This window comes from Burkholderia sp. YIM B11467 (genome assembly GCF_052952715.1).
In genome coordinates, this window is sequence record NZ_JBQVSQ010000008.1 from 162778 (window position 1) to 188506 (window position 25729).

Here is a 25729-nt window from a genome sequence, read left to right on the forward strand (position 1 = left end):
GCGGCGCTTCACGCTGGGCATGCATGGGTGACGGCAGGACGCGGCGCAAGGCGCCACCGGAACGACAGCAACGCGACGACACGGACGGGTCGCACGCCGACGGACAATTCGACCTGTTCGGTGTGCCGCCTGACGCCGCTCGCGCGTCGCCGCCCGCGAAAGACGACCTCCCTGCCGACGAAGCACCGCCCGCGTCCTCCGGGCTGCTGTGGGACGAACCGCCCCCACCCGCCGCACCGCAGAAGAAAGGCCGGCGCCAGCGCGGCGTGCCGCCCGCGCCGATCGCGGCGGACGTCGCCGACGCAGCGGCCGGCCTGCCGCCGAACGTGCGGCTCGGCACGTCGTCGTGGTACTTCCCCGGCTGGAACGGCATCGTCTACGACGGCGATTTCGCGCAGACGAAGCTGTCGCGGGAGGGGCTCGAAGCGTACGGCGCACATCCGCTATTGAAGAGCGTGAGTCTCGACCGGTCGTTCTACGGCCCGCTGTCCGTCGCCGACTACCTGCGTTACGCGCAGCAGGTGCCCGACGACTTCCGCTTCGTCGTGAAGGCGCCGGCCTCGGTGACCGACGCGGTCGTGCGCGGCCGGCGCGGCGAGCCGTCGGGGCCGAACCCGACCTTCCTCGACGCGCAACTCGCCACTCGCGAATTCGTCCAGCCATGCATCGAAGGGCTCGGCCGGAAAGCCGGTGTGCTCGTGTTCCAGTTCTCGCCGCTGCCCGACCCACTACTCGCCGAACCGGCTGCGCTGATCGACCGGCTGGCCGCGTTCTTCGCGGCGCTGCCGCCGCTGTCGCCGGAAGCCGATGGCCCGCGCTACGCAATCGAGATCCGCGATGCGAGCCTGCTCACGCCGCGTTTCATCCGTGCGCTCGCGTCACTCGGCGTGCGCTACTGCGTCGGCCTGCACGCGCGGATGCCCGACCCGCTGCGCCAGGCGGCCGCGCTCGCGCTGCTCGACGGCGACGCACCGGGCCCGCTGATCGTGCGCTGGAGCCTGCACGGCGGCTTCAAGTACGAACAGGCGAAAGCGAAGTACGAACCGTTCGACAAGCTCGTCGACGAGGATCCGGCCACGCGCTCGGCGCTCGCCGAACTGGCCGCGCGTTATGCGCTGGCCGGGCAGCCGGTGATCATCACGATCAACAACAAGGCGGAAGGCTCCGCGCCGCTGTCGTGCATCGCGCTCGCGCGCGAGATCGCCGCCGCGTGCGCGCAGTGGCGCAACGAGGCGGCGTAACGCCGGTTCCTGCCGTTCAAATGCTCACGCGCCGCGCAGCGACTTCAGCCGGTGCGAGAACTTCTGCCGGAATTTCGCGAGCTTCGGCCCGATCACGACCGAGCAGTAGCCCTGCCCCGGATTGCGCGCGTAATAGTTCTGGTGATAATCCTCGGCCGGCCAGTAGTTGCCGTCGAGCGGCACGACCTGCGTGACGATCGGCTGCCCGAACACCTGCTCGCGTTCCAGCTCGCGGATCACGTCGAGCGCGGTGTCGCGCTGCGCGTCCGAATGCGTGAACACGACCGACCGGTATTGCGTGCCGACGTCGTTGCCCTGCCGGTTCAGCTGGGTCGGATCGTGCGTCGCGAAGAAGATCTCGAGGATCTCGCGATAACCGATGCGCGCCGGATCGAACGTCACGTTGACGACTTCCGCGTGACCCGTGTCGCCTTCGCAAATGTCGCGGTAGCCGGGATTGCGCGTATGGCCGCCCGCGTAGCCCGACTGGACGGCCGTCACGCCGTCGACGTCGAGAAACACGGCCTCCGTGCACCAGAAACACCCGCCTCCCAACGTCGCGGTTTCAAGCATCTCGTTCACCATGAATTCAAACCCTCGTTGATGACGGCGGCCGGCCTGCATGCACCGGCGCCACCGGTCCGTCTCGCCGCTGCACGTCCGTGATGCGGGACGACGCGGCACCTCGGCAAGTATCTCACTCGCACGCGAACCTGGCAGATTGCCCAGGTGCCGCGCGCGACCCGCCGCCCGCTTTCTCGTCTACACTTAGCCACGCGAGCGCGGCGGCAAACCCGCTGCCTCGCGCAAAGCGCCCGATGCGTGCCCGACCCTGATGCAAACATCATCTGCCGGAACATCGATATGCATGCGTTAACAGACATCGCCCGCGTCACTCGCCCGGCCGTCGCCGCGTCGCGGGCCACCGCTTCCACTGTGCCATCCCCTTGCCGTGCATCCGTCCCGCCCCGCGCGCGGCGATCCGGCACACCGCCTTTATCCGCTTTCACGATCTGATGCACGGCGCCGCGCGTGTCATCGACGCGTGCATCCGCCTGCCGATCGCTCCCGCCGGCGTGATTCGCGCCGCGCGGCAACCCCGACCCGCACGCCCGCATCGTACGGCCGTGCGTTCATGATCCGATACCACTGAGAGGGCAATACCATGAGCATGCGGCCTGACCCGACGTTTCACGCTTCGCCGGAGCTTGCGATGCAGGCGCCGGCGGAAGAATTTGCCTATACGTTGTTGCTGAGCCCCGATTTTTCCAGACCCGACGCACTCGCCGTGATCGACGTGAAGCCCGGCTCGTCGACCTACGGAAAGATCGTGCATACGGTGACGATGCCGAACACCGGCGACGAGTTTCACCACTTCGGCTGGAATGCGTGTTCGTCTTCGCTGTCGCCGCTGACCGGCCATGCGTTCCTCGAACGCCGCTTCCTGATCATCCCCGGCCTGCGCTCGTCGCGCATCTACGTGATCGACACGAAGCCGCACCCGACGCAGGCACGCATCCACAAGATCATCGAGCCCGACGAGATCTTCGCGAAGACCGGTTATTCGCGGCCGCACACCGTTCACTGCGGCCCCGAGGGCATCTACGTGAGCACGCTCGGCGGCGCGGGCAAGGACGGCACCGACGGCGCGCCCGGCATCTTCATCATGGATTGCGAAACCTTCGACGTGCTCGGCCGCTGGGAGATCGACCGCGGCCCGCAGGACAAGCATTACGACTTCTGGTGGAACCTGCCGCGCGACTACATGGTGTCGAGCGAATGGGCGCTGCCGCCGCAATTCGAGAACGGCATCGTGCCCGAGGACCTGCTCGCGAACAAATACGGGCACCGGCTGCATTTCTGGGACCTGCGTGCGCGGCGCAACGTGCAGACGATCGATCTCGGCGCGCATCACCAGATGGCGCTCGAGGTACGGCCCGCGCACGACCCGGCGCGCGAATACGGGTTCGTCGGCGTCGTGGTCGACACGACGACTCTCGAAGGCTCGATCTGGACCTGGTGGCGCGAAGACGGCAAATTCCACGTGAAGAAGACGGCGACGATCCCGCCCGAACCGGCCGCGGCCGACGAACTGCCGCCGCTCCTGAAAGCGTTCGGCGCGGTGCCGCCGCTCGTGACCGACATCGACCTGTCGCTCGACGACCGCTTCCTCTACGTGTCGTGCTGGGGCACCGGCGAGATGCGCCAGTACGACGTGTCGGACCCGCACAACCCGGTGCTCGCGGGGTCGGTGCGGATCGGCGGGATCGTGCGCCGCGCGCCGCACACGAACGGCCGTACGTTCGCGGGCGGCCCGCAGATGGTCGAGATCAGCCGCGACGGCCGGCGCGTGTACTGGACCAACTCGCTCTATTCGACGTGGGACGACCAGTTCTATCCGGACGGCGTGCCGGGCGCGCAAGTGCTCGCGCACGTGGGGCCGGAAGGTGGGCTGACGCTCGCCGACGACTACTGGGTCGAGTTCCCCGACGGCTATCGCGCGCACCAGATCCGGCTCGAAGGCGGCGACTGCTCGACCGACTCGTTCTGCTATCCGTCGGTCAAGCGTTGAACGCCGGTCTTCACGCCCAGTTCGCGCTGTGGGCGGCCGTGCTCGCGAGCGGCATCTATCACGGGCTCAACCCCGCGATGGGCTGGCCGCTCGCGGTGTCGAACGCGCTGATGACGCGCCGCGGCGGCGCGCTCGTCGCGGCGCTCGGCTATCTCGCGCTCGGCCATGTGCTAGCGGTATTCGCGGTGATGCTGCCGTTCGGGCTGCTCGCCGCGCTGCTCGCGTGGCAGTCGGCGATCCGGATCGGCGCGAGCGCGCTCGTGATCGGCTTCGGCGCCGTGCTGCTGATCCGGCGCCGGCATCCGCGTGCGCTCGCACGGATCCCGCCCGCGCGGCTCGGCCTGTGGTCGTTCGCGGTCGCGCTCGCGCACGGCGCGGGGCTGATGCTGGTGCCGATCTACCTCGGGCTCTGCGGGCTCGACAGGGACGCCGGCCACCGGGCGGCGGCCACGCTCGTCGATGCGCATCTCGGGATGGCGCTCGTCGTCGCGGCCATGCACGCGGCCGCGATGATCGCCGCCGGCGGTGGGCTCGCGTGGCTCGTGTACCGTTATCTCGGGCTGAAGTTCGTGTCGCGGAGCTGGTTCAATCTCGATGCGGTCTGGGCGTCGAGCCTGATCGTGACGGGCGCGCTGTCGCTCGGGTTCGCGGCGGCGCGATAGCGCGGGCGGGCTCGATGGCTGGCGTGGCGAATCGGCGGATGAGCGGACAGGCAGATGGATGGGCCGACCGCACAGCACGAAAACGCGTCAGAACGGCCGTGCCGATCCGCCCGCCGTCGCGAACCCGGCATCGCGCCGCAGTGTTCGCTACGCCACCCTATCCCTGCAATGCGCCGTCCGGCCGGGCCCGGCGGCCCCGATTCCGCTAAAATCGGGCCATGCGCACCACTTCCCAATCGACTGCCTTGTCGCCTTCCGTCCGCCGCGCCTGCCGCACCCGCGTCGCGCCGCGCCCGCCCGTTTCGTTCCGGATGGCCGCCCGATGACCCGCGCCAACCCGCCGGATTTCGACACGGCCGCCTTCCGCCAGGCGCTCGGCCAGTTCGCGACGGGCGTGACGGTGATCACGACGCGCGCACCGTCCGGGCAGCTGATCGGCATCACCGCCAGCTCGTTCAACTCGGTATCGCTCGATCCGCCGCTGGTGCTGTGGAGCCTCGCGCACAAATCGGCATCGACGCCCGTATTCCGCGGCAACAGCCATTACGTGGTGAACGTGCTCGCGGCGTCGCAGCTCGACCTGTGCAAGCGCTTCTCGACCTACAAGGGCGATCGCTTCGAAGGGATCGCGCATGCGGCCGGCAACTCGGGCATGCCCGTGCTCGACGGCGCGCTCGCGTGGTTCGAGTGCCACAACCGCAGCCGCTATGACGAAGGCGACCACGTGATCTTCGTCGGCGAAGTGGAACGCTGCGGCGTGCGGGCCGCATCGGATACGACACCGCCGCTCGTGTTCCACGGCGGCGGCTTCCACGGCCTTACACGGCTTTGATCGCGCCCGTGCGCGCCAGCCCGACCGGCGCGCCGGCTTCGTCCTTCAGCGTCTGCAGCACGATGTTCGAGCGGATGTCCATCACGCCCGGCGCCTTGTAGAGCCGGTTCAGCACGAAATCGGAATAGTGCTTGAGGTTGTGCGCGAGCACGCGCAGCAGATAGTGGCTCTCGCCCGTGACGACAAACGCGCCGACCACCTCCGGCCATTCGCGCAGCGCTTCCGCGAAGCGCTCGTGCCACTGGTTTTCCTCGTTGCGCATCGATACCTGCACGAACGCCTCGAGCTCGAAGCCGAGCTTCTCGCGGCTCAGGCACGCGCGGTAGTGCTCGATCACGCCCTGCTCCTCGAGCAGGCGCATGCGGCGCAGGCAGGCGGATGGCGAAAGCGAAATCCGTTCCGCCAGGTCGAGATTGCTGATTCTGCCCTCCTCCTGCAGTACCGCCAGAATCCGGCAGTCGGTGGCATCGAGCGTGATCGCGTGCATTTTTGGTCCCCGTTTTCCCTCTGAGTCGAATTATCTGCCAATCCGGCGGATTGTCCATGTTTATTTCGCAAGCACTTTCTGCGAGCGTCCACCTATCATTCGAAGCATCGACTTACCGCTTCGTCATGCCATGGACACACTCTGGGACATCTCGCCGCCTGTCAGCCCCGCCACTCCCGTGTGGCCGGGCGATACGCCGGTTTCCGTCGAACGCGTGTGGCGGATGGAGGCCGGCTCGCCGGTCAACGTCGCACGCCTGACGCTGTCGCCCCACACCGGCGCGCACTGCGACGCGCCGCTGCACTACGACGCCGACGGCGCGCCGATCGGCGCCGTGCCGCTCGACACCTACCTCGGCCCGTGCCGCGTGATCCATTGCATCGGCGCGTCGCCCGTCGTGCAGCCGGCCGACATCGCGGCCGCGCTCGACGGTGTGCCGCCACGCGTGCTGCTGCGCACCTGTGCGCAAGCGCCGGTCGCGCAATGGGACCCCGGTTTCTGCGCCGTCGCGCCCGACACGATCGACCTGCTCGCCGCGCGCGGCGTGAAGCTGATCGGCATCGATACGCCGTCGCTCGACCCGCAGGAATCGAAGACGATGGACGCGCATCATCGCGTGCGTGCGCACCGGATGGCGATCCTCGAAGGCATCGTGCTCGACGACGTGCCGCCCGGCGACTACGAACTGATCGCGCTGCCGCTGAAGTTCACGACGCTCGACGCGAGCCCGGTGCGCGCGGTGCTGCGCGCGCTGCCCGTGCGTTCCTCCTGATTACCCCGACCTACGACCCCACATCATGATCAAGACCCGTGAAGACGCGCTCGCGCTCGACCGCGACGACCCGCTCGCCCCGCTGCGCGACCAGTTCGCCCTGCCCGACGGCGTGATCTACCTCGACGGCAATTCGCTCGGCGCGCAGCCGCGCGAATCGGCCGCCCGCGCGCAGCAGGTGATCGGCGCCGAATGGGGCGAAGGCCTGATCCGCAGCTGGAACACGGCCGGCTGGTTCGCGCTGCCGCGCCGGCTTGGCGACAAGCTCGCGACGCTGATCGGCGGCGCGCCCGGCGAAACGGTCGTGACCGACACCATCTCGATCAACCTGTTCAAGCTGCTGTCGGCGATGGTGCGCCACCAGGCCGAGCGCGCGCCCGAGCGCCGCGTGATCGTGTCGGAACGCTCGAACTTCCCGACCGACCTGTATATCGCGCAGGGGCTGATCGAACAGCTCGGCGGCGACTACGAACTGCGCCTGATCGACGATCCGGCCGACCTGCCCGATGCGCTCGGCGCGGACACGGCCGTCGCGATGATCACGCACGTGAACTACCGCACCGGCTACATGCACGACATGCCGGCCGTCACGCAGCTCGTGCACGACGCGGGCGCGCTGATGCTGTGGGATCTCGCGCACTCGGCCGGCGCGGTGCCGGTCGACCTGAACGGCGCACGCGCGGACGGCGCGGTCGGCTGCACGTACAAGTACCTGAACGGCGGCCCCGGTTCGCCCGCGTTCGTGTGGGTGCCGCAGCGCCATCACGCGCATTTCTCGCAGCCGCTGTCCGGCTGGTGGGGCCACCGCGCGCCGTTCGCGATGCAACCGGGCTTCGCGCCCGATCCGGGCATCGCGCGCTTCCTGTGCGGCACGCAGCCGATCGTGTCGATGTCGATGGTCGAATGCGGGCTCGACGTGTTCCTGCAGACCGACATGCACGCGATCCGCCGCAAGTCGCTCGCGCTGACCGATGCGTTCATCGCGCTCGTCGAGTCGCGCTGTGCAGGCCTGTCGCTGAAGCTCGTCACGCCGCGCTCGCATCACCAGCGCGGCTCGCAGGCGAGCTTCGAGCATCCGCACGGCTACGAGGTGATGCAGGCGCTGATCGCGCGCGGCGTGATCGGCGACTACCGCGAGCCGTACGTGCTGCGCTTCGGCTTCACGCCGCTCTATACGCGCTTCGCCGACGTGTGGGATGCCGTCGAGACGCTGCGCGACATCCTGGCCACCGAAGCGTGGAAGGCGCCCGAGTTCGCCGAGCGCGGCGCGGTGACCTGACCGGTTCTGCCCGGCGCGCGCCGCACCGACGTGCGGACGACGCGCCGCGCCCCCGTCATTCAATCCTGGAGAAAGTCGTGAATTCTGGTCATATGCAGCCGCCCGGCGACGACGCGCCGGCGGGCTGCCCGTTCTCGGGCGCACGCGCCCCGCATCCGGCACACGAAGCACCGCACGTGCCGGGCGAAACCTCGGGCCAAGCCGGCTGGCACAACGCGCAGCTCGATTTCTCGAAGTCGATGAGCTACGGCGACTACCTGTCGCTGAATTCGATCCTCGACGCGCAGCATCCGCTGTCGCCCGATCACAACGAGATGCTGTTCATCATCCAGCATCAGACCAGCGAGCTGTGGATGAAGCTCGCGCTGTTCGAGCTGCGCGGCGCGCTCGATGCGGTGCGCACCGACGCGTTGCCGCCCGCGTTCAAGATGCTCGCGCGCGTGTCGCGCATCCTCGAGCAGCTCGTGCAGGCGTGGAGCGTGCTGTCGACGATGACACCGTCCGAGTATTCGGCGATGCGGCCGTATCTCGGGCAGTCGTCGGGCTTCCAGTCGTACCAGTATCGCCAGCTCGAATTCCTGCTCGGCAACAAGAACGAGCAGATGCTGCAGCCGCATGCGCACCGGCCCGACATTCTCGAACAGGTGCGCGCGACGCTCGAGGCGCCGTCGTTCTACGACGAGGTCGTGCGCCTGCTCGCGCGGCGCGGTTTCCCGATCGCGCCGGAGCGGCTCGAGCGCGACTGGACGCAGCCGACGCGGCACGACGAAACGGTCGAGGCCGCGTGGCTCGAGGTGTACCGTCACCCGCAGCAACACTGGGAGCTGTACGAGATGGCCGAGGAGCTGGTCGATCTCGAGGACGCGTTCCGCCAGTGGCGCTTCCGTCACGTGACGACCGTCGAGCGCATCATCGGCTTCAAGCAGGGCACGGGCGGCACCAGCGGTGCGCCGTATCTGCGCAAGATGCTCGACGTCGTGCTGTTCCCCGAGCTCTGGCACGTGCGCACCACGCTGTAACGCACGTGATGCGCCCGCACGTCACGACGACGTGCGGGCCAGCTCCTCTCCTTCGCGCGGCATCGACTGCGCGCGCGACAGCCGCGGAATATGCCGCCGCACCGCGAGCAGCGCGATGCACACCACGCCCATCGCGGCCGCCAGCATCGTCAGGTACGCGCTCGCGCCGCCCGTCGTGATCACGATCGCGCCAGCGAACGCGCTGAGGATCGCGCCGAGCCGGCCGAACGCGAGCGCGCTCGCGGTGCCCGTCGCGCGCACCGCCGTCGGGTAGATGTACGCGCAGAGCGCATACATCGTCGACTGCACCGCGTTGACGAACAGTCCGTGCAGGCCGAGCCCGACGATCAGCCAGCCCGTGTGGCGGCTCGCATCGACGCCCATCAGCCACACCGCGCTCGCCGCGCCGCCGATGCTGCACAGCGCGAGCGGCCAGCGCGACCCGGCATGCGCGATCGCCCACGCACACAGCAGCGCACCGATCACGCCGCCGAGGTTGTACGCGGTGAGCCCTGCGCCTGCGACCGACACGCTCAGCCCGCTCGCCGCGAGCATCGTCGGCAGCCAGCTGAACGCCGCATACACGGCGAGCAGACACATGAAGAACGCGCACCACAGCGCGATCGTGTCGCGCGCCTGGCCGCTCGCGAACAGTGCGCCGAAACCGCTGCGTCCACCGGGCACGCGTGCGTCCTTCATATCGGTAAACACGGTGCCCGGCGCGACCGGCCGCTGCATCCGCGCGAGCAGCGCGCCGAGCTCCGGCCAGCGCGCGGGGCGCCGCGCGAGATAACGCGGCGATTCGGGCAGCGCGCGCACGAGCACGAAACCGAGCACGAGCGGTAGCGCGCCGCCCGCGAAGAACAACCCGCGCCAGCCGTAGCGCGGCAACACCTCGTGCGCGAACAGGCCGGCCAGCATGCCGCCGAGCGGCACGCAGACGATCGTCGCCGTCACCATCATCGTGCGGCGCCGCGCGGGCGTGTATTCGGCCGTCATCGTCGTTGCCGTCGGCAGCGCACCGCCGATACCGAGCCCTGCAAAGAAACGCAGTATCGCGATCGCGGTGACATCGGGCGCGAAGCCGATCGCGCAGGTCGCGATGCCGAACAGGAACACGCTGCCGATCACGGCCTGGCGGCGGCCGAAACGATCCGCGACGATGCCCGCGCACGCGCTGCCGATGCCCATCCCGATCAGGCCCGCCGCGACCGCCGGCGCGAACGCGCCGCGCGTGATGCCCCATTCGCGGATCAGCACGGGAATCGCAAAGCCGATCAACTGGCCGTCGAAACCGTCGAGCACGATCGCGAGCGCGGCGAGCAGCACCACGCAGCGCTGCATCGTCGTGAACGGCCCGTCGTCGAGGGTGGTGCCGATGTCGACCGACGGCGGCTGTCGTCCGTCCAGTGCGTGCTGCGCGCTCATGCGGGGCTCCCGGCGCCGCGCAGCGGCAACATGCACGCGCTGCGTGCGGCGGAACGGCGGCAGTCGATAACTTTCATGGTGTCTCCTGTCCGATGCGAACGGACCCAGATCCGGCGCCGTGGTACATGCCCGGCGCGCTCGTATCGTTATGCGGCGCAAGCCGGCCGCCGGCCTGATGCTCAGTTCACCCGTGCGTCGATCAGCCGGACGAGCGCGAGCAGCGTCTCGGCGTGCGGCACCGCGACGCCCGCTTCGCGCGCGGCCGCGACGACCTTGCCGCTGATCGCGTCGATTTCCGTGCGGCGGCCCGCGAGCACGTCCTGCAGCATCGACGGGCGGTGGCCGCGATGTTCGCGGATCGCATGCTCGACGTTGCGTGCGATGCATTCGCCGTCGACCGCGATACCCTTCGCGCGCGCGACGGCGGCCGTCTCGGCCGCGATCGCGAGCGCGAGCCGCGGCCCGTCGTGCTGGTTGCCGAGCTGGTCGACCGTGCAGCCGGTCACCGCGCACAGCGTGTTCAGCGCCGCGTTGAACGCCACCTTCTCCCAGATCGCGGCCCACACGTCGGCATCGAGCGTGCACGCGAGCCCCGCACGCGACAGCGCGTCGGCCACCGCCGTCGCGAACGGGCGGGCCGTGCCGTCGGCCGTCATCATGCGGATCGTGCCCGCGCCGTGCGAGCGAACGTGCGCGGGCCCCGCGGCGTCGGCCGGCCACGTCGTCACGCCGACCAGGATCCGTTCGAGCGGCACGAACGCATTCAGCGTCTCGACGTTGCCGAGCCCGTTCTGCAGCGTCAGCACGCAGGTGCGCGGCGTCAGCAACGCGCGCACGCCGTCGAGCGCGCTGCGCGTGTGCAGCGATTTCGTGAAAACGATCAGCAGGTCGAACGGTGTGTCGGGCGACGCGGCCGCGGCCGCATTCGCGGCGTCCGGCCGCACGGCCTGCAAATCGCGGATGCGCCGTTCGCCGCGATCGTCGTCGATGCGCAGCCCGTCGCGGCGAATCGCATCGAGATGCGCATCGTTCACGTCGATCAGCGTGACGGCCTCGCCGCTTTCGGCCAGCAGCCCGCCGAACAGCGAGCCCATCGCGCCCGCGCCCAGAATCGCGATCCTCATCGTCATGGCCTCGTCAGAACGGATAGTGGCGCGGCGTCGTCTGCACGGTGATCCAGCGCAGGTCCGTGAACGCCGCGATGCCGGCCTTGCCGCCGAAGTGGCCGAAGCCGCTGTCCTTTACGCCGCCGAACGGCATTTGCGCCTCGTCGTGCACGGTCGGGCCGTTCACGTGGCAGATGCCCGATTCGATGCGTGCCGCGACGCGCATCGCACGCGCGACATCGCGGCTGAACACGGCCGACGACAGCCCGAACGCGTTGTCGTTCGCGCAGCGGATCGCCGCCGCCTCGCCGTCGACGCGCACGATGCCCTTCACCGGGCCGAACGATTCTTCCGCGTAGATCCGCATCGCCGGCGTCACGTGGTCGAGCAGCGTCGCCGGGAACAGCGTGCTGTCGGCTTTGCCGCCGCACCGCAGTGTCGCGCCGTGCGCAAGCGCGTCGTCGATCAGCGCGTTGCAGCGTTCGACGGCCTTCATGTCGATCAGCGAACCGAGGACGACGGGCCCGTTGCGAGGATCGCCGAGCGGCAGCGATGCGGCCTTGGCGGCGAGCTTCGTGACGAACGTATCGGCAATCGACGCGTCGACGATGATCCGCTCGGTCGACATGCAGATCTGCCCGGAATTCGCGAACGCGCCGAATGCGGCCGCCGCGACCGCCGCGTCGATATCCGCATCGTCGAGCACGACGAACGGCGCCTTGCCGCCGAGCTCCAGCACCGACGGCTTCAGGTGGCGCGCGCACGCTTCGGCGACGATCCGCCCGACGCGCGTCGAGCCCGTGAAATTCACGCGGCGTACGGCCGGATGCGCGATCAACGCGTCGACGACGGCGCCTGCGTCCTCAGGCGCGTTCGTCACGAAATTGACGACACCCGGCGGCAGCCCGGCCTCCTGCAGCGCCTCGACGATCAACCCGTGCGTGACGGGGCACAGCTCCGAACCCTTCAGCACGACCGTGTTGCCGCACGCGAGCGGCAGCGCGAGGGCGCGCGTCGCGAGGATCACCGGCGCGTTCCACGGCGCGATGCCGAGCACGACGCCGGCCGGCTGCCGCACGCCCATCGCGAGCGAGCCGGGCACGTCGGACGGAATCAGCTCGCCGCCGATCTGCGTGGTCAGCGACGCGGCCTCGACGAGCCCGCTCGCGGCAAGGTGCACGTTGAAGCCGGCCCACAGCGCGGACGCGCCCGTCTCCGCCGCCATCGCCGCGACGAACTGCTCGTGCTTCGCTTCGAGCGCGGCCGCCGCCTTCAGCAGCAGCGCGCGGCGCGCACCGGGCCCAAGCGCCGCCCATTCGGGAAACGCGCGGGCGGCCGCGTCGGCCGCCGCGCGCGCATCGTCGACGGTGCACGCGGGCGCTACGGACGCGATCTCGCCGTCGAGCGGGTTGCGGCGCACGAAGGTCGCGCCGCTGGACGAATGGCGGCGTTCGCCGCCGATCAGCATCGATACGGTTTGCATGGATTCTCCGCAAAAGACGCGCGCCGCGCGTCAGGCAATCTCGACTTCGACGACGACCGGCGTCGTGGCATGCAGCGCGTCGGTCAGCGTGTCGCGCAGGCGCGCCGCGTCGGCGACGCGCACGCCGCGGCAGCCCATCCCTTCGGCGAGCGCGACGAAATTCAGGTCGGGCAGATCGGTGCCCTGCACCGGGTCGCCGGGGCCGAAGCCGAACACGGGCGCGAAATCCTGCAGCGCCGCGTAGCGCCGGTTGTTCAGGATCACGAACGTGATCGGCAGCTTCAGTTGCGCGGCGCTCCACAATGCCTGGATCGAATACAGACTCGAGCCGTCGCCGATCAGCCCGATCACGCGCCGCCCCGGCTGCGCGAGCGCGACGCCGACGGCGGCCGGCATCCCGTAGCCGAGCCCGCCGCTGTCCATCGTGTAGAACGTGCCGCTACGCGTGAACGGCAGGTGTTCCTGCATCACGGGCCGCGCGCTCGGTGCTTCCTCCACGACGATGTCGTGCGCGTCGCGCACGTCGGCGAGCGTCTGCAGCGCGAACGCGGCCGACATGCGCTCGCCGGCGGCCGGCGCGTCGACGCGCATGCGCGGCGGCCGCGGCGCGGGCATCGGCCGCTCCAGCGGCGCCGGGCGCGCCAGCAGGTCGCGCGCCGCGAGCCGCAGGTTGCCGACGACCGCGTCGCCCGACGGCGTCCACGCGGCGACGCCCGGATCGTCGACGAGCTGCACGAGCGCCGCACCCGGCGGCACGTGCGGGCCGAAGCCTTCGATGTGATAGGTGAACGCGGGCGCGCCGAACGCGAAAACGAGGTCGTGCCCGTCGAGCCGCGCGACGATCTTCTCGCGGATCGCCGGCAGGAAGCCGCCGAACAGCGGATGGTCCTCGGGGAAGCTGCAGCGCCCCGACATCGGCGCGACGTACACGCGCGCCCGGTGCCGCTCGGCGAGCCGCACGACGTCGTCCCACGCGCCCGCACGATCGACGGCCGCGCCGACCACGAGCGCGGGACGCCGCGCGGCGTCGAGCGCATCGCCGAGCCGCGCAAGCGCGTCGGGATCGGGCCGCACGACACTGCTGACGTCGCGCCGCGGCAGCAGCTCGGCCGGCTGGTCCCAGTCGTCGACCGGGATCGACACGAACACCGGGCCGCGCGGCTCCTGCATCGCGATGCGATATGCGCGCGCGATCGCGGCCGGCACGTCCTGCGCGCGCGCCGGCTCGATGCTCCATTTCACGTACGGCTTCGGCAGCTCGGCGGCCTGCGTCGCGCCGAGGAACGGATCGAACGGCAGGATCGCGCGCGCCTGCTGGCCCGCGGTGACGATCAGCGGCGTGCGGTTCTTGAACGCGGTGAAAAGGTTGCCCATCGCGTTGCCGACGCCCGCAGCGGAATGCAGGTTGACGACCGCTGCATTGCCGGTGGCCTGCGCATGGCCGTCGGCCATCCCGACCACGACGGCCTCGTGCAGGCCGAGCACGTAGCGGAAATCGGCCGGGAAATCGCGAAACATCGGCAGTTCGGTCGAACCGGGATTACCGAACACGCGGTCGATGCCGAACTGGCGAAGCAGGTCGATGACCGCATCGCGAACGGTGACGGGTGCGGCGGATGGGGGCGGATGGCCGGACATGCTCGGGTGACTCCTCGATGGCTTGGCGGTTTCCACAGTATCGAAGTGCAAGCCATTCTCGGATACTGTATTTTTTGCGATAAGCCATTACATTCCGGCATGACTTTCGATCTCCGACAATTGCGCGCCTTCACGACGATCGTCGCGTGCGGCAGCCTCGGCCGCGCGGCCGATGCGCTGCATGTGACGCAGCCGGCGCTGAGCCGGATCCTGAAGCGGCTCGAGGACCAGGTCGGCGCGCCGCTGTTCGAGCGCCATTCGAAGGGCGTGCAGCTCACCGCGTTCGGCGACGCGCTGCTGCCGCACGCGACGCTGCTGCAGCACGAGGCCGAGCACGCGCGCGAGGAACTCGACGCGATGCGCGGGTTCGCGAAGGGCACGATCAAGGTCGGCGCGGTGGGCAGCATCGCGAGCCTCGTGCTGCCGGTCGCGGTCGGCCGCGTGCTCGACCGCTGGCCGAACCTGCGCGTGGAGATCATCGAAGGCGTGTGGGACCGGCTCGCCGAAGGGCTGAACAAGCACGAGATCGATCTCGCGCTGTCCGCGCACGGGCCCGACACCGACGAGATCGTCGCGATTCCCGAGTGCCGCTGGGAAGATCGCAGCCATATCGTTGCGGCGCCGCACCATCCGCTGCGCGCGCTCGGCCGCGCGCCGACGCTCGCCGATACGCTGGATGCGCGCTGGGCGATTCCGCCGCGCGGCACCGCGCCGTTCGACCACATGCGCGCGACCTTCGACGCGCACGGGCTCGCACTGCCCGACATCGCGGTCGAAACGCGCTCGGTCACGACGCTGAAGAGCCTCGTCGCGCACGCGGGCTTCCTGAGCTGGATGGCCGAGCCGATGTACGGCGCCGAGCAACGCGCCGGCACGATCGACACGCTGCCCGTGCGCGAGGTCGTCGCGGTGCGCACGCTCACCGCGTTCCGGCGCCGCCACGGGATCCTGCCGGGGCCGGCCGGCAAGCTGCTCGAAGAACTCGTCGCGCTCACCCGCGAAGGGCGCTGACCGCGTTTCCCGGCCGGCCGCCCGTTCCCCGCCTCTTCCCGCCCGCCCTGCCCGCGCGCCGCCGCAGCGCACCATCGAAATGCCGTTTCCCCGCCTTGACTTTCGCTCGCCCGAATACGATCATTCGCTCACATGACGAGCAAATGATCTAGTCGACAGGAAAGACTGGCACGAACAGGAGACACCGGATGAGCGAATCGTCCTCCGCCCGCGCGCCCGTGCTGCTGCACATCGGCGCGGGCTCGTTTCACCGCGCGCACCAGGCGTGGTATCTGCATCGCGTGAACGCGGCCGTGTCGGCCGACGAACGCTGGTCGCTGACCGTCGGCAACATCCGCGACGACATGCGCGCGACGATGGACGCGCTGGCCGTGCAGCACGGCGAATACACGCTCGAAACCGTCACGCCGCAAGGCGAGCGCGCGTACGAGACGATCCGCGCGATCACGCGCGTGCTGCCGTGGTCGATCGACCTCGCCGCGCTGATCGACGCCGGCGCCGATCCAGCCTGCCGGATTGTGTCGTTCACCGTCACCGAAGGCGGCTACTACCTCGACGAACACAACCGGCTCGACATCGCGAACGCCGATCTCGCGGCCGACCTGCAGGGCGCGCGCACGACGCTGTACGGCGCGCTCGCGGCGCTGCTCGCCGAACGCATGACGCGCGGCGCGGGCCCGCTGACGCTGCAGAGCTGCGACAACCTGCGCAACAACGGCGCGCGCTTTCGCGCGGGGATGCGCGAATTCCTCGAGCGGCGCGGGCAGGCCGACCTGCTCGCATGGTTTGACGCGAACGTCGCCACGCCGAGCGCGATGGTCGACCGCATCACGCCGCGCCCGACCGCCGACGTGCGCGAACGCGTGCTGGCGGCCACCGGCATCGACGACGCGTGCCCGGTGATGGGCGAATCGTTCATCCAGTGGGTGATCGAGGACCGCTTCGCGGCCGGCCGGCCGCGCTGGGAGCTGGCCGGCGCCGAACTCGTCGACGACGTGCACCCGTACGAGGAAGCGAAGATCCGCATCCTCAACGCGACGCACAGCTGCATCGCGTGGGCCGGCACGCTCGCGGGCCACACGTATATCCACGAAGGCACGCACGACGCGGCGATCCGCCGCTTCGCGCACGACTACGTGACGCAGGACGTGATCCCGTGCCTCACCCCGAGCCCGCTCGATCTCGCGCGCTACCGCGACGTCGTGCTCGAACGCTTCGGCAATCCGTACGTGCTCGACACGAACCAGCGCGTCGCGGCCGACGGCTTCTCGAAGATCCCCGGCTTCATCGCGCCGACGCTCGCCGAATCGTTCGCGCGCGGCGCGGCGCCGGTCGCCACCGCCGTGCTGCCCGCGCTGTTCCTGCGCTTTCTCGAACGCTGGGCGCGCGGCACACTGCCGTACGCGTACCAGGACGGCGTGATGGACGAAGGCGCCGCGCGGGCGATCGTCGACGCCGACGACCCGGTCGTCGCGCTGTGCGCGAGCCGCCCGCTGTGGGGTTCGCTCGCCGGCAACGCGGCGCTGTACGAGGCGCTGCGCGCCGGGCTCGCGCGGGTCGACGCCTGGCTCGCGCCGCGCTGACGCGCGGCAGCCGGCGCCCGGCCGCACGGGCCGGGCGAACCTGCTTGGCACATGCCGGGCAGCACGGCTAAAGTAGCGGCTCCTCTCTGACGGAACGGATCGCTCATGTATCTCGGCATCGACCTCGGCACCTCGGAAGTGAAGGTGCTGCTGCTCGCCCCGGACGGCGCGGTCGTCGGCACCGCCGGCTCGCCGTTCACCGTGTCGCGGCCACATCCGCGCTGGGCCGAACAGCATCCGGACGACTGGTGGCAAGGCACGCTCGCCGCGCTCGCGGCGCTGCGCGAACGGCATCCGCAAGCGTTCGCGCAGGTGCGCGGCATCGGCCTGTCGGGCCAGATGCACGGCGCCGTGCTGCTCGGCCGCGACGACCGGGTGCTGCGCCCCGCGATCCTGTGGAACGACATGCGCAGCGCCGACGAATGCGCGCTGCTCACCAAACGTGCGCCCGATCTCCACGCACTGGCCGGCAATCTCGCGATGCCGGGCTTCACCGCGCCGAAACTGCTGTGGGTCGCGAAACACGAACCCGACGTATTCGCGGCCACCGCGTGCGTGCTGATGCCGAAGGACTACCTGCGGTTCCGGCTGACCGGCGCGAAGGTGTCGGACCCATCGGACGCAGCCGGCACGCTGTGGCTCGACGTCGCGCGCCGCGACTGGTCCGACGCGCTGCTCGCCGCGTGCGGGATGACGCGCGACCAGATGCCCCGCATCGTCGAGGGCAATGCACCTTCGGGCACGCTGCGCGCCGATATCGCACGCGAACTCGGGCTGTCGGAGGCCGTCGTGGTGGCGGGCGGCGGCGGCGACAACGCGACCAGCGCGCTCGGCATCGGCGCGATCCACGCGGGCGACGGCTTCGTGTCGCTCGGCACGTCGGGCGTGCTGAGCGTGGTCGGCGACCGCTTCATGCCGAATCCCGCGTCGGCCGTGCATGCGTTCTGCCATGCGATTCCCGATCGCTGGCAATTGATGAGCGTCGTGCTGTCGGCCGCGAGCTGCCTGCGCTGGGTCTGCAAGCTGACCGGCACCGACGAGCCCGCGCTGCTCGCCGAAGTCGCGGCGCTCGACGCCGACGCGCTCGCGACGGCGCCGCTGTTCCTGCCCTACCTGTCCGGCGAACGCACGCCGCACAACGATCCGTATGCGCAGGGCGTGTTCTTCGGGATGACGCACGCGACCGAGCGCGCGCATCTCGGCTACGCGGTGCTCGAAGGCGTGACGCTCGGCCTCGCCGACGGCTTCGACGCGCTGCATGCGGCCGGCATCGAAACCGACCAGTTGTCGCTGATCGGCGGCGGCGCGCGCAGCGCGTTCTGGGCGCAGCTGATCGCCGACGCGCTGAACGTGCGCACGCGCCAGATCGGCGGCGGCGAAACCGGTGCGGCGCTCGGCGCCGCGCGGCTCGGCTGGCTGGCCGTCGGCGGCGATCCGCATACGGTGCTGACCAAGCCGCCCGTGCGTGCCGAATACGCACCGGACGCGGCGCGCCATGCGCTGCTGCGCGAACGCCTCGACGCGTTCCGCACGCTGTACCGTCACGTGCGGCCGCTGTACGAACCGTCGCGCACGCGGCTCGCGTAAGCGCCGCGGTCGCGCGCACCGGCCGCCGGCCGCACGCGCGACATGCGGTACAGTGGATGCCGTCGTGCGGCCCGCCGGCCGGCCCGCGGGCGGCCCCCCAGCTCCGAACCGAATCGCTATCGTGTCCAAGTCCTCAGAAAAACTCGATCTCGCCACGCGTGCCGCGTGGCTCTACTACGTCGCGGGCGACACGCAGAACGAAATCGCCGAAAAGCTGCAGGTGTCGCGCCCCGTCGCGCAGCGCCTCGTCGCGTTCGCGGTCGAGAAGAACCTGATCCGCGTGCGCGTCGACCACCAGCTCGCCGACTGCCTCGATCTCGGCGCGCAGCTGTCGAAGCGCTACGGCCTCGCGATGTGCGAGGTCGTGCCCGTCGATGCCGATGCGCCCGACGCGATCGACCGCAAGCTCGCGGTCGCCGGCGCGCAGGTGATGGAGCGCTACCTGGGCGAGACGCGGCCGATGGTGATCGCCGTCAGCAGCGGCCGGACGCTGAAGGCCGCGGTCGCGCAGATCGCGCAGATCGAGCGCCCGCAGCACCGGCTCGTGTCGATGGTCGGCGCGATCGCGGCCGACGGATCGTCGAACCGCTACGACGTCGCGCAGTACATCTCCGAGAAGACCGGCAGCAAGCACTTCCTGCTGCCCGCGCCGCTGTTCGCCGACAGCGCGGCCGAGCGCGCGCAGTGGTGCAACCACCGGCTGTACCGGATCGTCGAGGCGCTGTCGGGCAAGGCCGACGTCGCGTTCGTCGGGATCGGCAACATCGGCCCGCACTGCCCGCTCTACGAAGACGGCTTCATCACCGAACAGGAGCGCGACGAGATGACCGCGCTCGGCGCGGTGGCCGAACTGCTCGGCATGCCGATCGATGCGCAGGGCAAGCTGATCGACGTGTCGACCGGCACGCGCGTGACGAGCGTGTCGCTCGCCACGCCGCCGAAGCGCCCGACGATCGCGTTCGCGGGCGGCCCGAAGAAACGCGACGCGGTGATCGCCGCATTGCGCGGCCGCTGGATGTCGGGGCTCGTCACCGACGAAACCTGCGCGCGCGCCGCACTCGACGCGAAGGCGGACTGACCCGCAGCCGAACGCTCAGGCCGCGCGCGGCGCCGGAAACGCATGCCGGCGCGCGCGCCACGCGCCGACCCACGCGGCCGCCAGCAGCGCGACGAGCACCCACGGAATCGCACCAGCGCCGGTGGCGCCGAGCAGCATCCCGCCCGCGATGCCGCCCCCGGCGATCGCGAGGTTCCACACCGTCACGAGCATCGACTGCGCGACGTCGGCGGCGTCCCCCGCCGCGTTCGCGGTGGCCGTCTGGAACAGCGTCGGCGCGCCGCCGAACGCGAGCCCCCACAGCGCGACGCCCGCATAGACGATCGTCATCCCCGATCCGGCGCCGAGCATCACCGCCGCGAGCGCGAACAGCGCGATGCTGGCGAGCGTCAGACGCCGTTGCGCGGCGCCGATCCACGCGCCCGTCAGCGCGATGCCGACCAGCGACGCGATGCCGAACACGAACAGCACCACATCGACCTGCGCACCCATCCGGACGCCCGCGAGGAACGGCGCGACATACGTGTACAGCATGTTATGCGCGAGCACGTACGCGAACATCACGATCAGGACCGGCCGCACGCCCGGCAGCGTCATCACGCCGAGCACCGGTTCGCGCGCGCCGGCCTGCTGCCCCGGGTAATCGGGCAAGCGCAAGCGGATCCAGCCGATCAGCGCGAGCGCCGCGAGCGTGATCAACGCGAACGCGACCCGCCAGCCGAGCGCCGCGCCCAGCGCGGTGCCGGCCGGAATGCCGATCGACATCGCGACCGGCGCGCCGAGCATCGCGACCGCGATCGCGCGGCCGCGCAACGACGCGTCGACCATCCGGCTCGCATAACCGGCCAGCAACGCCCACAGCAGCCCGGCCGACATGCCCGCGACGAAGCGCGCGACAAGCGTGAGCGCGTAGTACGGCGACACGGCGGTCAGCGCATTCGACACGACGAAGCCGGCCAGCGCCATGAGCAGCAGGCGGCGTCGGCGCATCGCGCGGGTCGCGGCCACGAGCGGAATTGCCGCGACGATCGAGCCGAGCGCGTACACGGTCACGAGCTGGCCGATCAGCGCGGCCGGCACGTGCAGGTCGACGCTCATCAGCGGCAGCAGGCCGGCCGGCAATGCCTCGGTAAGGATCGTGATGAAGGCGGCCGTCGCGAGCGCCAGCAGGTTCGCGACCGGCAGGCGCTCATCGGCGGGCGCGCGACCGAGCGCGGCGTCCGATTCGGCGCAGGACGCGGTGACAGGCTGGGATGACATGGCGTGACCTCGAACAGTGAAGGAACGCCCATCGTAAGGAGCCGACGCGAGAAGAAAAACCGGGTTAGAGTTCCGGACAATCCGGACGTCGATGTCCGCAATCGGGATCTTGCATGGAAAATCTGGGCGGCTTCGTCGTGTTCGTGCAGGTCGCGGAAACGCGCAGTTTCGTCGCGGCCGGCCGCGCGCTCGGGCTGTCGGCATCGGCGATCGGCAAGCGCATCGCGCGGCTCGAGGCGCGCCTGAACGTGCGGCTGTTTCACCGCAGCACGCGCAGCATCACGCTGACCGCCGAAGGCACGCGCTTTCTCGAACGGTGCAGGCGCGTGATCGCCGAGATCGACGCGGCCGAGCAGGAACTGAAGCACAGCGCCGAAGCGCCGCGCGGGCGTTTGCGCGTGAGCCTGCCGACGATCGGCACGCTGCTGCTGCCGGTGCTCGCCGACTTCATGGCCGCGTACCCGGAGATCGAACTCGATATCGATTTCAGCGACCGGCTCGTCGACGTCGTCGAAGAAGGTTTCGACGCGGTGCTGCGCACCGGCCAGCCGTCGGATTCGCGGCTGTCGTCGCGGCTGCTCGGCCATTTCCGCCAGCACCTCGTCGCGTCGCCCGACTATCTCGACCGGCACGGCACACCGCACACACCGGCCGATCTCGCGCGCCACCGTTGCCTGCATTACCGCTTCCCGAGCAGCGGCAAGCTCGAAACCTGGCCGCTGCGCGTGCCGCGCTCGGGCACGCCGCCCGACGTGCCCGTATCGATGGTCAGCAACAGCGCGGAAACGCGCCTGTGCTTCGCGCTGCGCGGGCTCGGCATCGCGTGCCTGCCCGAATTCTTCGTGCACGGCGCGCTCGATGGCGGCACGCTGCGCGCGGTGCTCGACGAACACGTCGCGAGCCGCACGCCGCTCTATGCGCTGTGGCCATCAGGCCGCCATCCGACGCCGAAGCTGCGCGCGTTCGTCGATTACATGGCCGCGAACTTGCACCTGTGAGCGCAGCCGGCCGTCACGCGGCCTTCGCGTGCACGCCGAGTCGCCGCAACGCCTGCCCGTGCTCGTCGAACAGATGGCAGTGCTCGGCCTGCGCGTGCACGTGCAGCGCGTCGCCGGTGCGATACGTATCGAGCGGCGGAATCCGCGCGATCAGCCCGTCCGGCGCAACCGCCGACTCCGCATACAGATACGCGGCATCGCCGAGCGACTCGACGGCCATCGTCCGCGCGGCGACACCCGTGGCCGCGGCCTCGACCAACAGATGCTCGGGCCGCACGCCGACGGTCACCGCCGCGCCGCGCTGCAGCCCCGCCGCTTCGACCGCCACGCGCTGCGTCTCGCCGCTGTCGAAGCGCACCAGCACGCCGCCCGCATCGACCGATTCGACCGTGCCTTTCAGGAAGTTCATCTTCGGCGAACCGATGAAGCCCGCGACGAACTGGTTCGCCGGTGCGTGATACAGCTCGTTCGGTGTGCCGACCTGCTGCACCGCGCCGCCCGACAGCACGACGATCTTGTCGGCGAGCGTCATCGCCTCGACCTGGTCGTGCGTCACGTAGATCATCGTCGTCTTCAGCTCGTCGTGCAGCCGCGCGAACTCCAGCCGCATCTTCACGCGCAGCGCGGCATCGAGGTTCGACAGCGGCTCGTCGAACAGGAACACCTTCGGCTTGCGCGTGATCGCGCGGCCGATCGCGACGCGCTGCCGCTGGCCGCCCGACAGTTGCTTCGGCTTGCGGTCGAGCAGGTGATCAATGTGCAGGATCTTCGCCGCGTTCTTCACCGCCTGGTCGATCTCGGGCTTCTTCGCGCCCGCGAGCTTGAGACCGAACGCCATGTTGTCGTACAGCGTCATGTGCGGGTACAGCGCATACGACTGGAACACCATCGCGATGCCGCGCTTCGCGCTCGGCACGTCGTTGACCTTCGCGCCGTCGATCAGCAGGTCGCCGCTCGAAATATCCTCGAGGCCCGCGATCATCCGCATCAGCGTGGATTTGCCGCAGCCGCTCGGGCCGACGAACACGACGAATTCGCCGTCGGCGATGTCGAGGTTCACGTTGCGCAGCACTTCGGTTTCGTCGTAGCGCTTCGCGATGTTGCGCAGGAGCACGCTTGCCATGATCTGTCTCCGTTCGTTCGTGATGCGCCGCATGCACGCATGCGGCGCGTAACTTGTCCTAGTTCGGCAGCACCGCGCCCGTCGCCTGCCAGCGCGCGACGTAGCCGGGCAGCTCGTGCATGTCGTCGAATACGTGACGCGCGCCGATGCCGCGCAGCGCGTCGATCTGCGCGGCCGACGCATGCCCGCCGCCGACGAAGCCGAGCACGGTCATGCCGGCCGCGGCCGCCGCGGTGATGCCCGTCACGCTGTCCTCGACGACGAGGCACTGCGCGGGCGCCACGCCGAGCGTGCGCGCGGCCGCGAGATACACGTCCGGCGCCGGCTTCGGCCGCGCGACGGAATCCGCGCAGAACAGCCGGTCGCCGAAGAAGCGCGCGAGGCCCGTGCGCGCGAGCGCCGCCTCGACATACGTGCGGTAGCTGTTGCTCGCGCAGGCCGTCGTCAGGTCGATCGCGGCCAGCGCCGCGTCGATGCCTTCGACCATCGGTGCGTTGACGGCCGCCGCCTCGACCGCACGGCGGATCGCATCGACGTCGTCGGCCGACAGCGTGCGGCCGACGGCGTCACTCGCGCCGGCCAGCACGCGTTCGATGCGCAGCCCGAGCAGCGGCATCACGGCCGGCCGCGCATCGACGCCCGGCCAGCGCGCATCGAGTTCGCGCACGATCACGTCGGCGGCGACCGCCTCGCTGTCGATCAGCACGCCGTCGCAATCGCAGATCAGCACGTTCGCACCTTGACCGGTAGCGCTCATTTGACCGCCCCGAACGTGAGCCCGCGCACCAGCTGCTTCTGCGACAGCCAGCCGACGATCAGGATCGGCGCGACCGCGAGCAACGAAGCCGCGGACAACTTCGCCCAGAACAACCCCTCGGGGCTCGAGTACGACGCGATGAACACGGTCAGCGGCGCCGCGTTCGAGCTCGACAGGTTGATGCTCCAGAACGCTTCGTTCCACGACAGGATCACCAGCAGCAGCGCGGTGGACGCGAGCCCCGGCAGCGCCATCGGCATCAGCAGGTAGACGATCTCCTGCCACGTCGATGCGCCATCGATGCGCCCGGCTTCGAGGATGTCCTTCGGGATCTCGTTGAAGTACGTGAAGGTCATCCACACCGCGATCGGCAGGTTGATCAGCGTGTAGACGATCACGAGGCCCGACACGGTATCGAGCAGCCCCGCGTTCTTCCACAGCAGGTAGATCGGCACGAGCACGCCGACCGACGGCATCATCTTCGTCGACAGCATCCACAGCAGCACCTTCTGCGTGCGGTGGTTCGGGAAGAACGCCATCGCGTACGCGGCCGGCACCGCGAACAGCAGCGAGATCACCGTGACGCCCGCCGAGATCAGCACCGAATTCCACGCGAACGCGAAGTAGTTGCTGCGCGCGAACACCTCGCGGAAGCTGTCAAGCGTCGGGATGAAGAACAGCGTCGACGCATACGCCTGCTGCTCGGTCTTGAACGCGGTGATCGCCATCCAGAAGATCGGGAAGAACAGCAGCAGCGCGATCAGCCACGCGAGCGTGCCGGGCAGCGCGCGCCGCACCAGGTCGAACACGGCCGGCACGCGCCGGCCTTCGAAGGTCAGGTCGCTCATTTCTCGTACTCTCCCTTCAGGTTGCGCGCGAGCATCCGCACGAGGAAGAACGACACGACGTTCGCGACCACCACGGCGATGATGCCGCCGGCGGATGCGAGGCCAACGTCGAACTGCTGCAGGCCGAGCGCGTAGATCAGGTACGACAGGTTGGTCGTCGCATCGCCGGGGCCGCCGCCGGTCGTCGTGTAGATCTCCGCGAAGATCGACAGCAGGAAGATCGTCTCCATCATCACGACCACCGCGATCGCACGCTTCAGGTGCGGCAGCGTGATGTAGAAGAACATCGCGATCGGGCCCGCGCCGTCGATGCGCGCGGCTTCCTTCTGCTCCTGGTCGAGCGACTGGATCGCGGTGAACAGGATCAGGAACGCGAACGGCAGCCATTGCCACGCGACGATGATGATCACGGCGGTAAGCGGGTAATCGGCGAACCAGTCGATCGGCGTCATCCCGAGCGCGCGCATCGCGGTCGCGACGAGCCCGTACACCGGGTGCAGGATCATGTTCTTCCAGATCAGCGCGGACACCGTCGGCATCACGAAGAACGGCGCGATCGCCAGCAGGCGTGCCACGCCCTGCCCGTAGAACTTGCGGTCGAACAGCACGGACATCAGCACGCCGCCGATCACCGTGATCGCGAGCACCGCGCCGATCAGCACGAGCGTGTGCCAGATCGCGGGCAGGAACGACGGATCGGTCGCGAGGAAGCGGTAGTTGTCGAGGCCCGCGAAACCCTTCACGTCCGGGTTCAGCAGGTTGTAGCGCGAGAACGAATACCAGATCGTCATCGCGAGCGGAATCGACATCCACAGCAGCAGCACCGCGACGGACGGCGACACGAGCCAGCTCGCGCCGCCGCGCGCGTGGCGCGGCGCGCCCGGCGGCGACGACGCGTCGCCGACCGACGGCGCGTGACTCAGGGGAAGACGTAGGTGACGCATGATCGGAGTCCCTCCGGTTGATGCGCGGGCGCGAACGGCCTG

The 25729-nt window shown here is 69.8% G+C and carries 23 protein-coding genes; 12 read left to right on the forward strand and 11 right to left on the reverse strand.

Annotation, left to right across the window (positions count from 1 at the left end):
* Positions 1-23: 23 nt before the first annotated feature.
* Positions 24-1241 (forward strand): DUF72 domain-containing protein, encoded by a 1218-nt coding sequence (locus tag ACTRWB_RS26215; RefSeq protein ID WP_446903556.1) that lies wholly within the window; start codon positions 24-26, stop codon positions 1239-1241.
* A gap of 24 nt (positions 1242-1265) precedes the next feature.
* On the opposite strand, the gene msrA is transcribed toward ACTRWB_RS26215, so the two are convergent.
* Entirely contained in the window at positions 1266-1826 is a 561-nt protein-coding gene (gene msrA, locus ACTRWB_RS26220; RefSeq protein ID WP_041492935.1) for a peptide-methionine (S)-S-oxide reductase MsrA, read from the reverse strand.
* 580 nt (positions 1827-2406) lie between these two features.
* Here msrA and ACTRWB_RS26225 point away from each other — a divergent pair.
* The 3 genes from ACTRWB_RS26225 to ACTRWB_RS26235 all read left to right on the forward strand — a co-directional run bounded on the left by ACTRWB_RS26225 (position 2407) and on the right by ACTRWB_RS26235 (position 5307).
* A complete protein-coding gene (locus ACTRWB_RS26225) occupies positions 2407-3813 on the forward strand; it encodes a selenium-binding protein SBP56-related protein (protein ID WP_343494818.1) in 1407 nt (468 codons plus the stop codon).
* Positions 3810-4475, forward strand: a complete 666-nt coding sequence (locus ACTRWB_RS26230; protein ID WP_446903557.1) for a hypothetical protein — start codon at positions 3810-3812, stop codon at positions 4473-4475. Before ACTRWB_RS26225 ends, ACTRWB_RS26230 begins: the two co-directional genes overlap by 4 nt.
* Before the next feature lie 322 nt (positions 4476-4797).
* Complete coding sequence (locus ACTRWB_RS26235; RefSeq protein ID WP_129512833.1) at positions 4798-5307, forward strand: flavin reductase family protein; 510 nt, start codon at positions 4798-4800, stop codon at positions 5305-5307.
* Here ACTRWB_RS26235 and ACTRWB_RS26240 read toward each other — a convergent pair.
* The gene (locus tag ACTRWB_RS26240; RefSeq protein ID WP_006477992.1) at positions 5294-5794 is read right to left on the reverse strand and encodes an Lrp/AsnC family transcriptional regulator; all 501 of its coding nucleotides are present in this window, start codon (positions 5792-5794) and stop codon (positions 5294-5296) included. The two genes, ACTRWB_RS26235 and ACTRWB_RS26240, sit on opposite strands and share 14 nt — an antisense overlap.
* A gap of 130 nt (positions 5795-5924) precedes the next feature.
* Between ACTRWB_RS26240 and kynB the strand changes: the two genes are divergently transcribed.
* The 3 genes from kynB to kynA all read left to right on the forward strand — a co-directional run bounded on the left by kynB (position 5925) and on the right by kynA (position 8864).
* Positions 5925-6566, forward strand: a complete 642-nt coding sequence (gene kynB, locus ACTRWB_RS26245; protein ID WP_343494816.1) for an arylformamidase — start codon at positions 5925-5927, stop codon at positions 6564-6566.
* A 25-nt stretch (positions 6567-6591) separates the two neighbouring features.
* On the forward strand, positions 6592-7845 hold the full coding sequence (gene kynU / locus ACTRWB_RS26250) for a kynureninase (RefSeq protein WP_446903558.1): 1254 nt from the start codon (positions 6592-6594) through the stop codon (positions 7843-7845).
* Between the two features lie 92 nt (positions 7846-7937).
* Positions 7938-8864 (forward strand): tryptophan 2,3-dioxygenase, encoded by a 927-nt coding sequence (gene kynA / locus ACTRWB_RS26255; protein ID WP_446903647.1) that lies wholly within the window; start codon positions 7938-7940, stop codon positions 8862-8864.
* 21 nt (positions 8865-8885) lie between these two features.
* Here the strand turns inward: kynA and ACTRWB_RS26260 are convergent, their stop codons facing one another.
* The 4 genes from ACTRWB_RS26260 to mdlC form a co-directional block, all read right to left on the reverse strand.
* Positions 8886-10292, reverse strand: coding sequence for an MFS transporter (locus tag ACTRWB_RS26260; RefSeq protein ID WP_446903559.1), 1407 nt, complete (start codon positions 10290-10292; stop codon positions 8886-8888).
* A 179-nt stretch (positions 10293-10471) separates the two neighbouring features.
* The gene (locus tag ACTRWB_RS26265; protein ID WP_446903560.1) at positions 10472-11416 is read right to left on the reverse strand and encodes a ketopantoate reductase family protein; all 945 of its coding nucleotides are present in this window, start codon (positions 11414-11416) and stop codon (positions 10472-10474) included.
* 13 nt (positions 11417-11429) lie between these two features.
* Positions 11430-12881 (reverse strand): aldehyde dehydrogenase, encoded by a 1452-nt coding sequence (locus ACTRWB_RS26270; protein WP_446903561.1) that lies wholly within the window; start codon positions 12879-12881, stop codon positions 11430-11432.
* 30 nt (positions 12882-12911) lie between these two features.
* On the reverse strand, positions 12912-14519 hold the full coding sequence (gene mdlC / locus ACTRWB_RS26275; RefSeq protein WP_446903562.1) for a benzoylformate decarboxylase: 1608 nt from the start codon (positions 14517-14519) through the stop codon (positions 12912-12914).
* A gap of 99 nt (positions 14520-14618) precedes the next feature.
* Between mdlC and ACTRWB_RS26280 the strand changes: the two genes are divergently transcribed.
* The 4 genes from ACTRWB_RS26280 to ACTRWB_RS26295 all read left to right on the forward strand — a co-directional run bounded on the left by ACTRWB_RS26280 (position 14619) and on the right by ACTRWB_RS26295 (position 19778).
* Positions 14619-15530, forward strand: coding sequence for a LysR family transcriptional regulator (locus tag ACTRWB_RS26280; protein ID WP_446903563.1), 912 nt, complete (start codon positions 14619-14621; stop codon positions 15528-15530).
* Positions 15531-15718: 188 nt separating this feature from the next.
* Positions 15719-17113 carry a D-arabinitol 4-dehydrogenase gene (dalD, locus tag ACTRWB_RS26285; RefSeq protein WP_446903564.1) on the forward strand — a complete coding sequence of 465 codons (1395 nt, stop codon included), beginning with the start codon at positions 15719-15721 and terminating at the stop codon, positions 17111-17113.
* A 105-nt stretch (positions 17114-17218) separates the two neighbouring features.
* On the forward strand, positions 17219-18700 hold the full coding sequence (gene xylB / locus ACTRWB_RS26290) for a xylulokinase (RefSeq protein ID WP_446903565.1): 1482 nt from the start codon (positions 17219-17221) through the stop codon (positions 18698-18700).
* A 121-nt stretch (positions 18701-18821) separates the two neighbouring features.
* Complete coding sequence (locus ACTRWB_RS26295) at positions 18822-19778, forward strand: sugar-binding transcriptional regulator (protein ID WP_419685182.1); 957 nt, start codon at positions 18822-18824, stop codon at positions 19776-19778.
* A gap of 15 nt (positions 19779-19793) precedes the next feature.
* Here the strand turns inward: ACTRWB_RS26295 and ACTRWB_RS26300 are convergent, their stop codons facing one another.
* Complete coding sequence (locus tag ACTRWB_RS26300; RefSeq protein WP_446903566.1) at positions 19794-21017, reverse strand: MFS transporter; 1224 nt, start codon at positions 21015-21017, stop codon at positions 19794-19796.
* A 113-nt stretch (positions 21018-21130) separates the two neighbouring features.
* On the opposite strand from ACTRWB_RS26300, the gene ACTRWB_RS26305 reads away from it, so the two are divergent.
* Positions 21131-22015 (forward strand): LysR family transcriptional regulator, encoded by an 885-nt coding sequence (locus ACTRWB_RS26305; RefSeq protein WP_446903567.1) that lies wholly within the window; start codon positions 21131-21133, stop codon positions 22013-22015.
* A gap of 13 nt (positions 22016-22028) precedes the next feature.
* Here the strand turns inward: ACTRWB_RS26305 and ACTRWB_RS26310 are convergent, their stop codons facing one another.
* From ACTRWB_RS26310 to ACTRWB_RS26325, 4 genes are read right to left on the reverse strand one after another with little or no spacing between them, the layout of a single operon-like run.
* On the reverse strand, positions 22029-23138 hold the full coding sequence (locus ACTRWB_RS26310) for an ABC transporter ATP-binding protein (protein ID WP_446903568.1): 1110 nt from the start codon (positions 23136-23138) through the stop codon (positions 22029-22031).
* Between the two features lie 58 nt (positions 23139-23196).
* Positions 23197-23895: an HAD family hydrolase gene (locus ACTRWB_RS26315; RefSeq protein ID WP_446903569.1), complete on the reverse strand. Its 699-nt coding sequence runs from the start codon at positions 23893-23895 to the stop codon at positions 23197-23199.
* Entirely contained in the window at positions 23892-24743 is an 852-nt protein-coding gene (locus tag ACTRWB_RS26320; protein ID WP_011353034.1) for a carbohydrate ABC transporter permease, read from the reverse strand. Before ACTRWB_RS26320 ends, ACTRWB_RS26315 begins: the two co-directional genes overlap by 4 nt.
* Complete coding sequence (locus ACTRWB_RS26325) at positions 24740-25687, reverse strand: carbohydrate ABC transporter permease (protein WP_446903570.1); 948 nt, start codon at positions 25685-25687, stop codon at positions 24740-24742. Before ACTRWB_RS26325 ends, ACTRWB_RS26320 begins: the two co-directional genes overlap by 4 nt.
* Positions 25688-25729 lie beyond the last annotated feature (42 nt).

Coding starts and splice junctions, on each gene's coding strand:
- ACTRWB_RS26235 (WP_129512833.1), top strand. CDS start 4,798: ATGACCCGCGCCAACCCGCCGGATTTCGACACGGCCGCCTTCCGCCAG.
- msrA (WP_041492935.1), bottom strand. CDS start 1,826: ATGGTGAACGAGATGCTTGAAACCGCGACGTTGGGAGGCGGGTGTTTC.
- kynU (WP_446903558.1), top strand. CDS start 6,592: ATGATCAAGACCCGTGAAGACGCGCTCGCGCTCGACCGCGACGACCCG.
- ACTRWB_RS26315 (WP_446903569.1), bottom strand. CDS start 23,895: ATGAGCGCTACCGGTCAAGGTGCGAACGTGCTGATCTGCGATTGCGAC.
- ACTRWB_RS26270 (WP_446903561.1), bottom strand. CDS start 12,881: ATGCAAACCGTATCGATGCTGATCGGCGGCGAACGCCGCCATTCGTCC.
- ACTRWB_RS26325 (WP_446903570.1), bottom strand. CDS start 25,687: ATGCGTCACCTACGTCTTCCCCTGAGTCACGCGCCGTCGGTCGGCGAC.
- ACTRWB_RS26310 (WP_446903568.1), bottom strand. CDS start 23,138: ATGGCAAGCGTGCTCCTGCGCAACATCGCGAAGCGCTACGACGAAACC.
- kynA (WP_446903647.1), top strand. CDS start 7,938: ATGCAGCCGCCCGGCGACGACGCGCCGGCGGGCTGCCCGTTCTCGGGC.
- ACTRWB_RS26260 (WP_446903559.1), bottom strand. CDS start 10,292: ATGAGCGCGCAGCACGCACTGGACGGACGACAGCCGCCGTCGGTCGAC.
- ACTRWB_RS26280 (WP_446903563.1), top strand. CDS start 14,619: ATGACTTTCGATCTCCGACAATTGCGCGCCTTCACGACGATCGTCGCG.
- ACTRWB_RS26225 (WP_343494818.1), top strand. CDS start 2,407: ATGAGCATGCGGCCTGACCCGACGTTTCACGCTTCGCCGGAGCTTGCG.
- ACTRWB_RS26215 (WP_446903556.1), top strand. CDS start 24: ATGGGTGACGGCAGGACGCGGCGCAAGGCGCCACCGGAACGACAGCAA.
- ACTRWB_RS26300 (WP_446903566.1), bottom strand. CDS start 21,017: ATGTCATCCCAGCCTGTCACCGCGTCCTGCGCCGAATCGGACGCCGCG.
- kynB (WP_343494816.1), top strand. CDS start 5,925: ATGGACACACTCTGGGACATCTCGCCGCCTGTCAGCCCCGCCACTCCC.
- ACTRWB_RS26265 (WP_446903560.1), bottom strand. CDS start 11,416: ATGAGGATCGCGATTCTGGGCGCGGGCGCGATGGGCTCGCTGTTCGGC.
- ACTRWB_RS26240 (WP_006477992.1), bottom strand. CDS start 5,794: ATGCACGCGATCACGCTCGATGCCACCGACTGCCGGATTCTGGCGGTA.
- dalD (WP_446903564.1), top strand. CDS start 15,719: ATGAGCGAATCGTCCTCCGCCCGCGCGCCCGTGCTGCTGCACATCGGC.
- mdlC (WP_446903562.1), bottom strand. CDS start 14,519: ATGTCCGGCCATCCGCCCCCATCCGCCGCACCCGTCACCGTTCGCGAT.
- ACTRWB_RS26305 (WP_446903567.1), top strand. CDS start 21,131: ATGGAAAATCTGGGCGGCTTCGTCGTGTTCGTGCAGGTCGCGGAAACG.
- xylB (WP_446903565.1), top strand. CDS start 17,219: ATGTATCTCGGCATCGACCTCGGCACCTCGGAAGTGAAGGTGCTGCTG.
- ACTRWB_RS26320 (WP_011353034.1), bottom strand. CDS start 24,743: ATGAGCGACCTGACCTTCGAAGGCCGGCGCGTGCCGGCCGTGTTCGAC.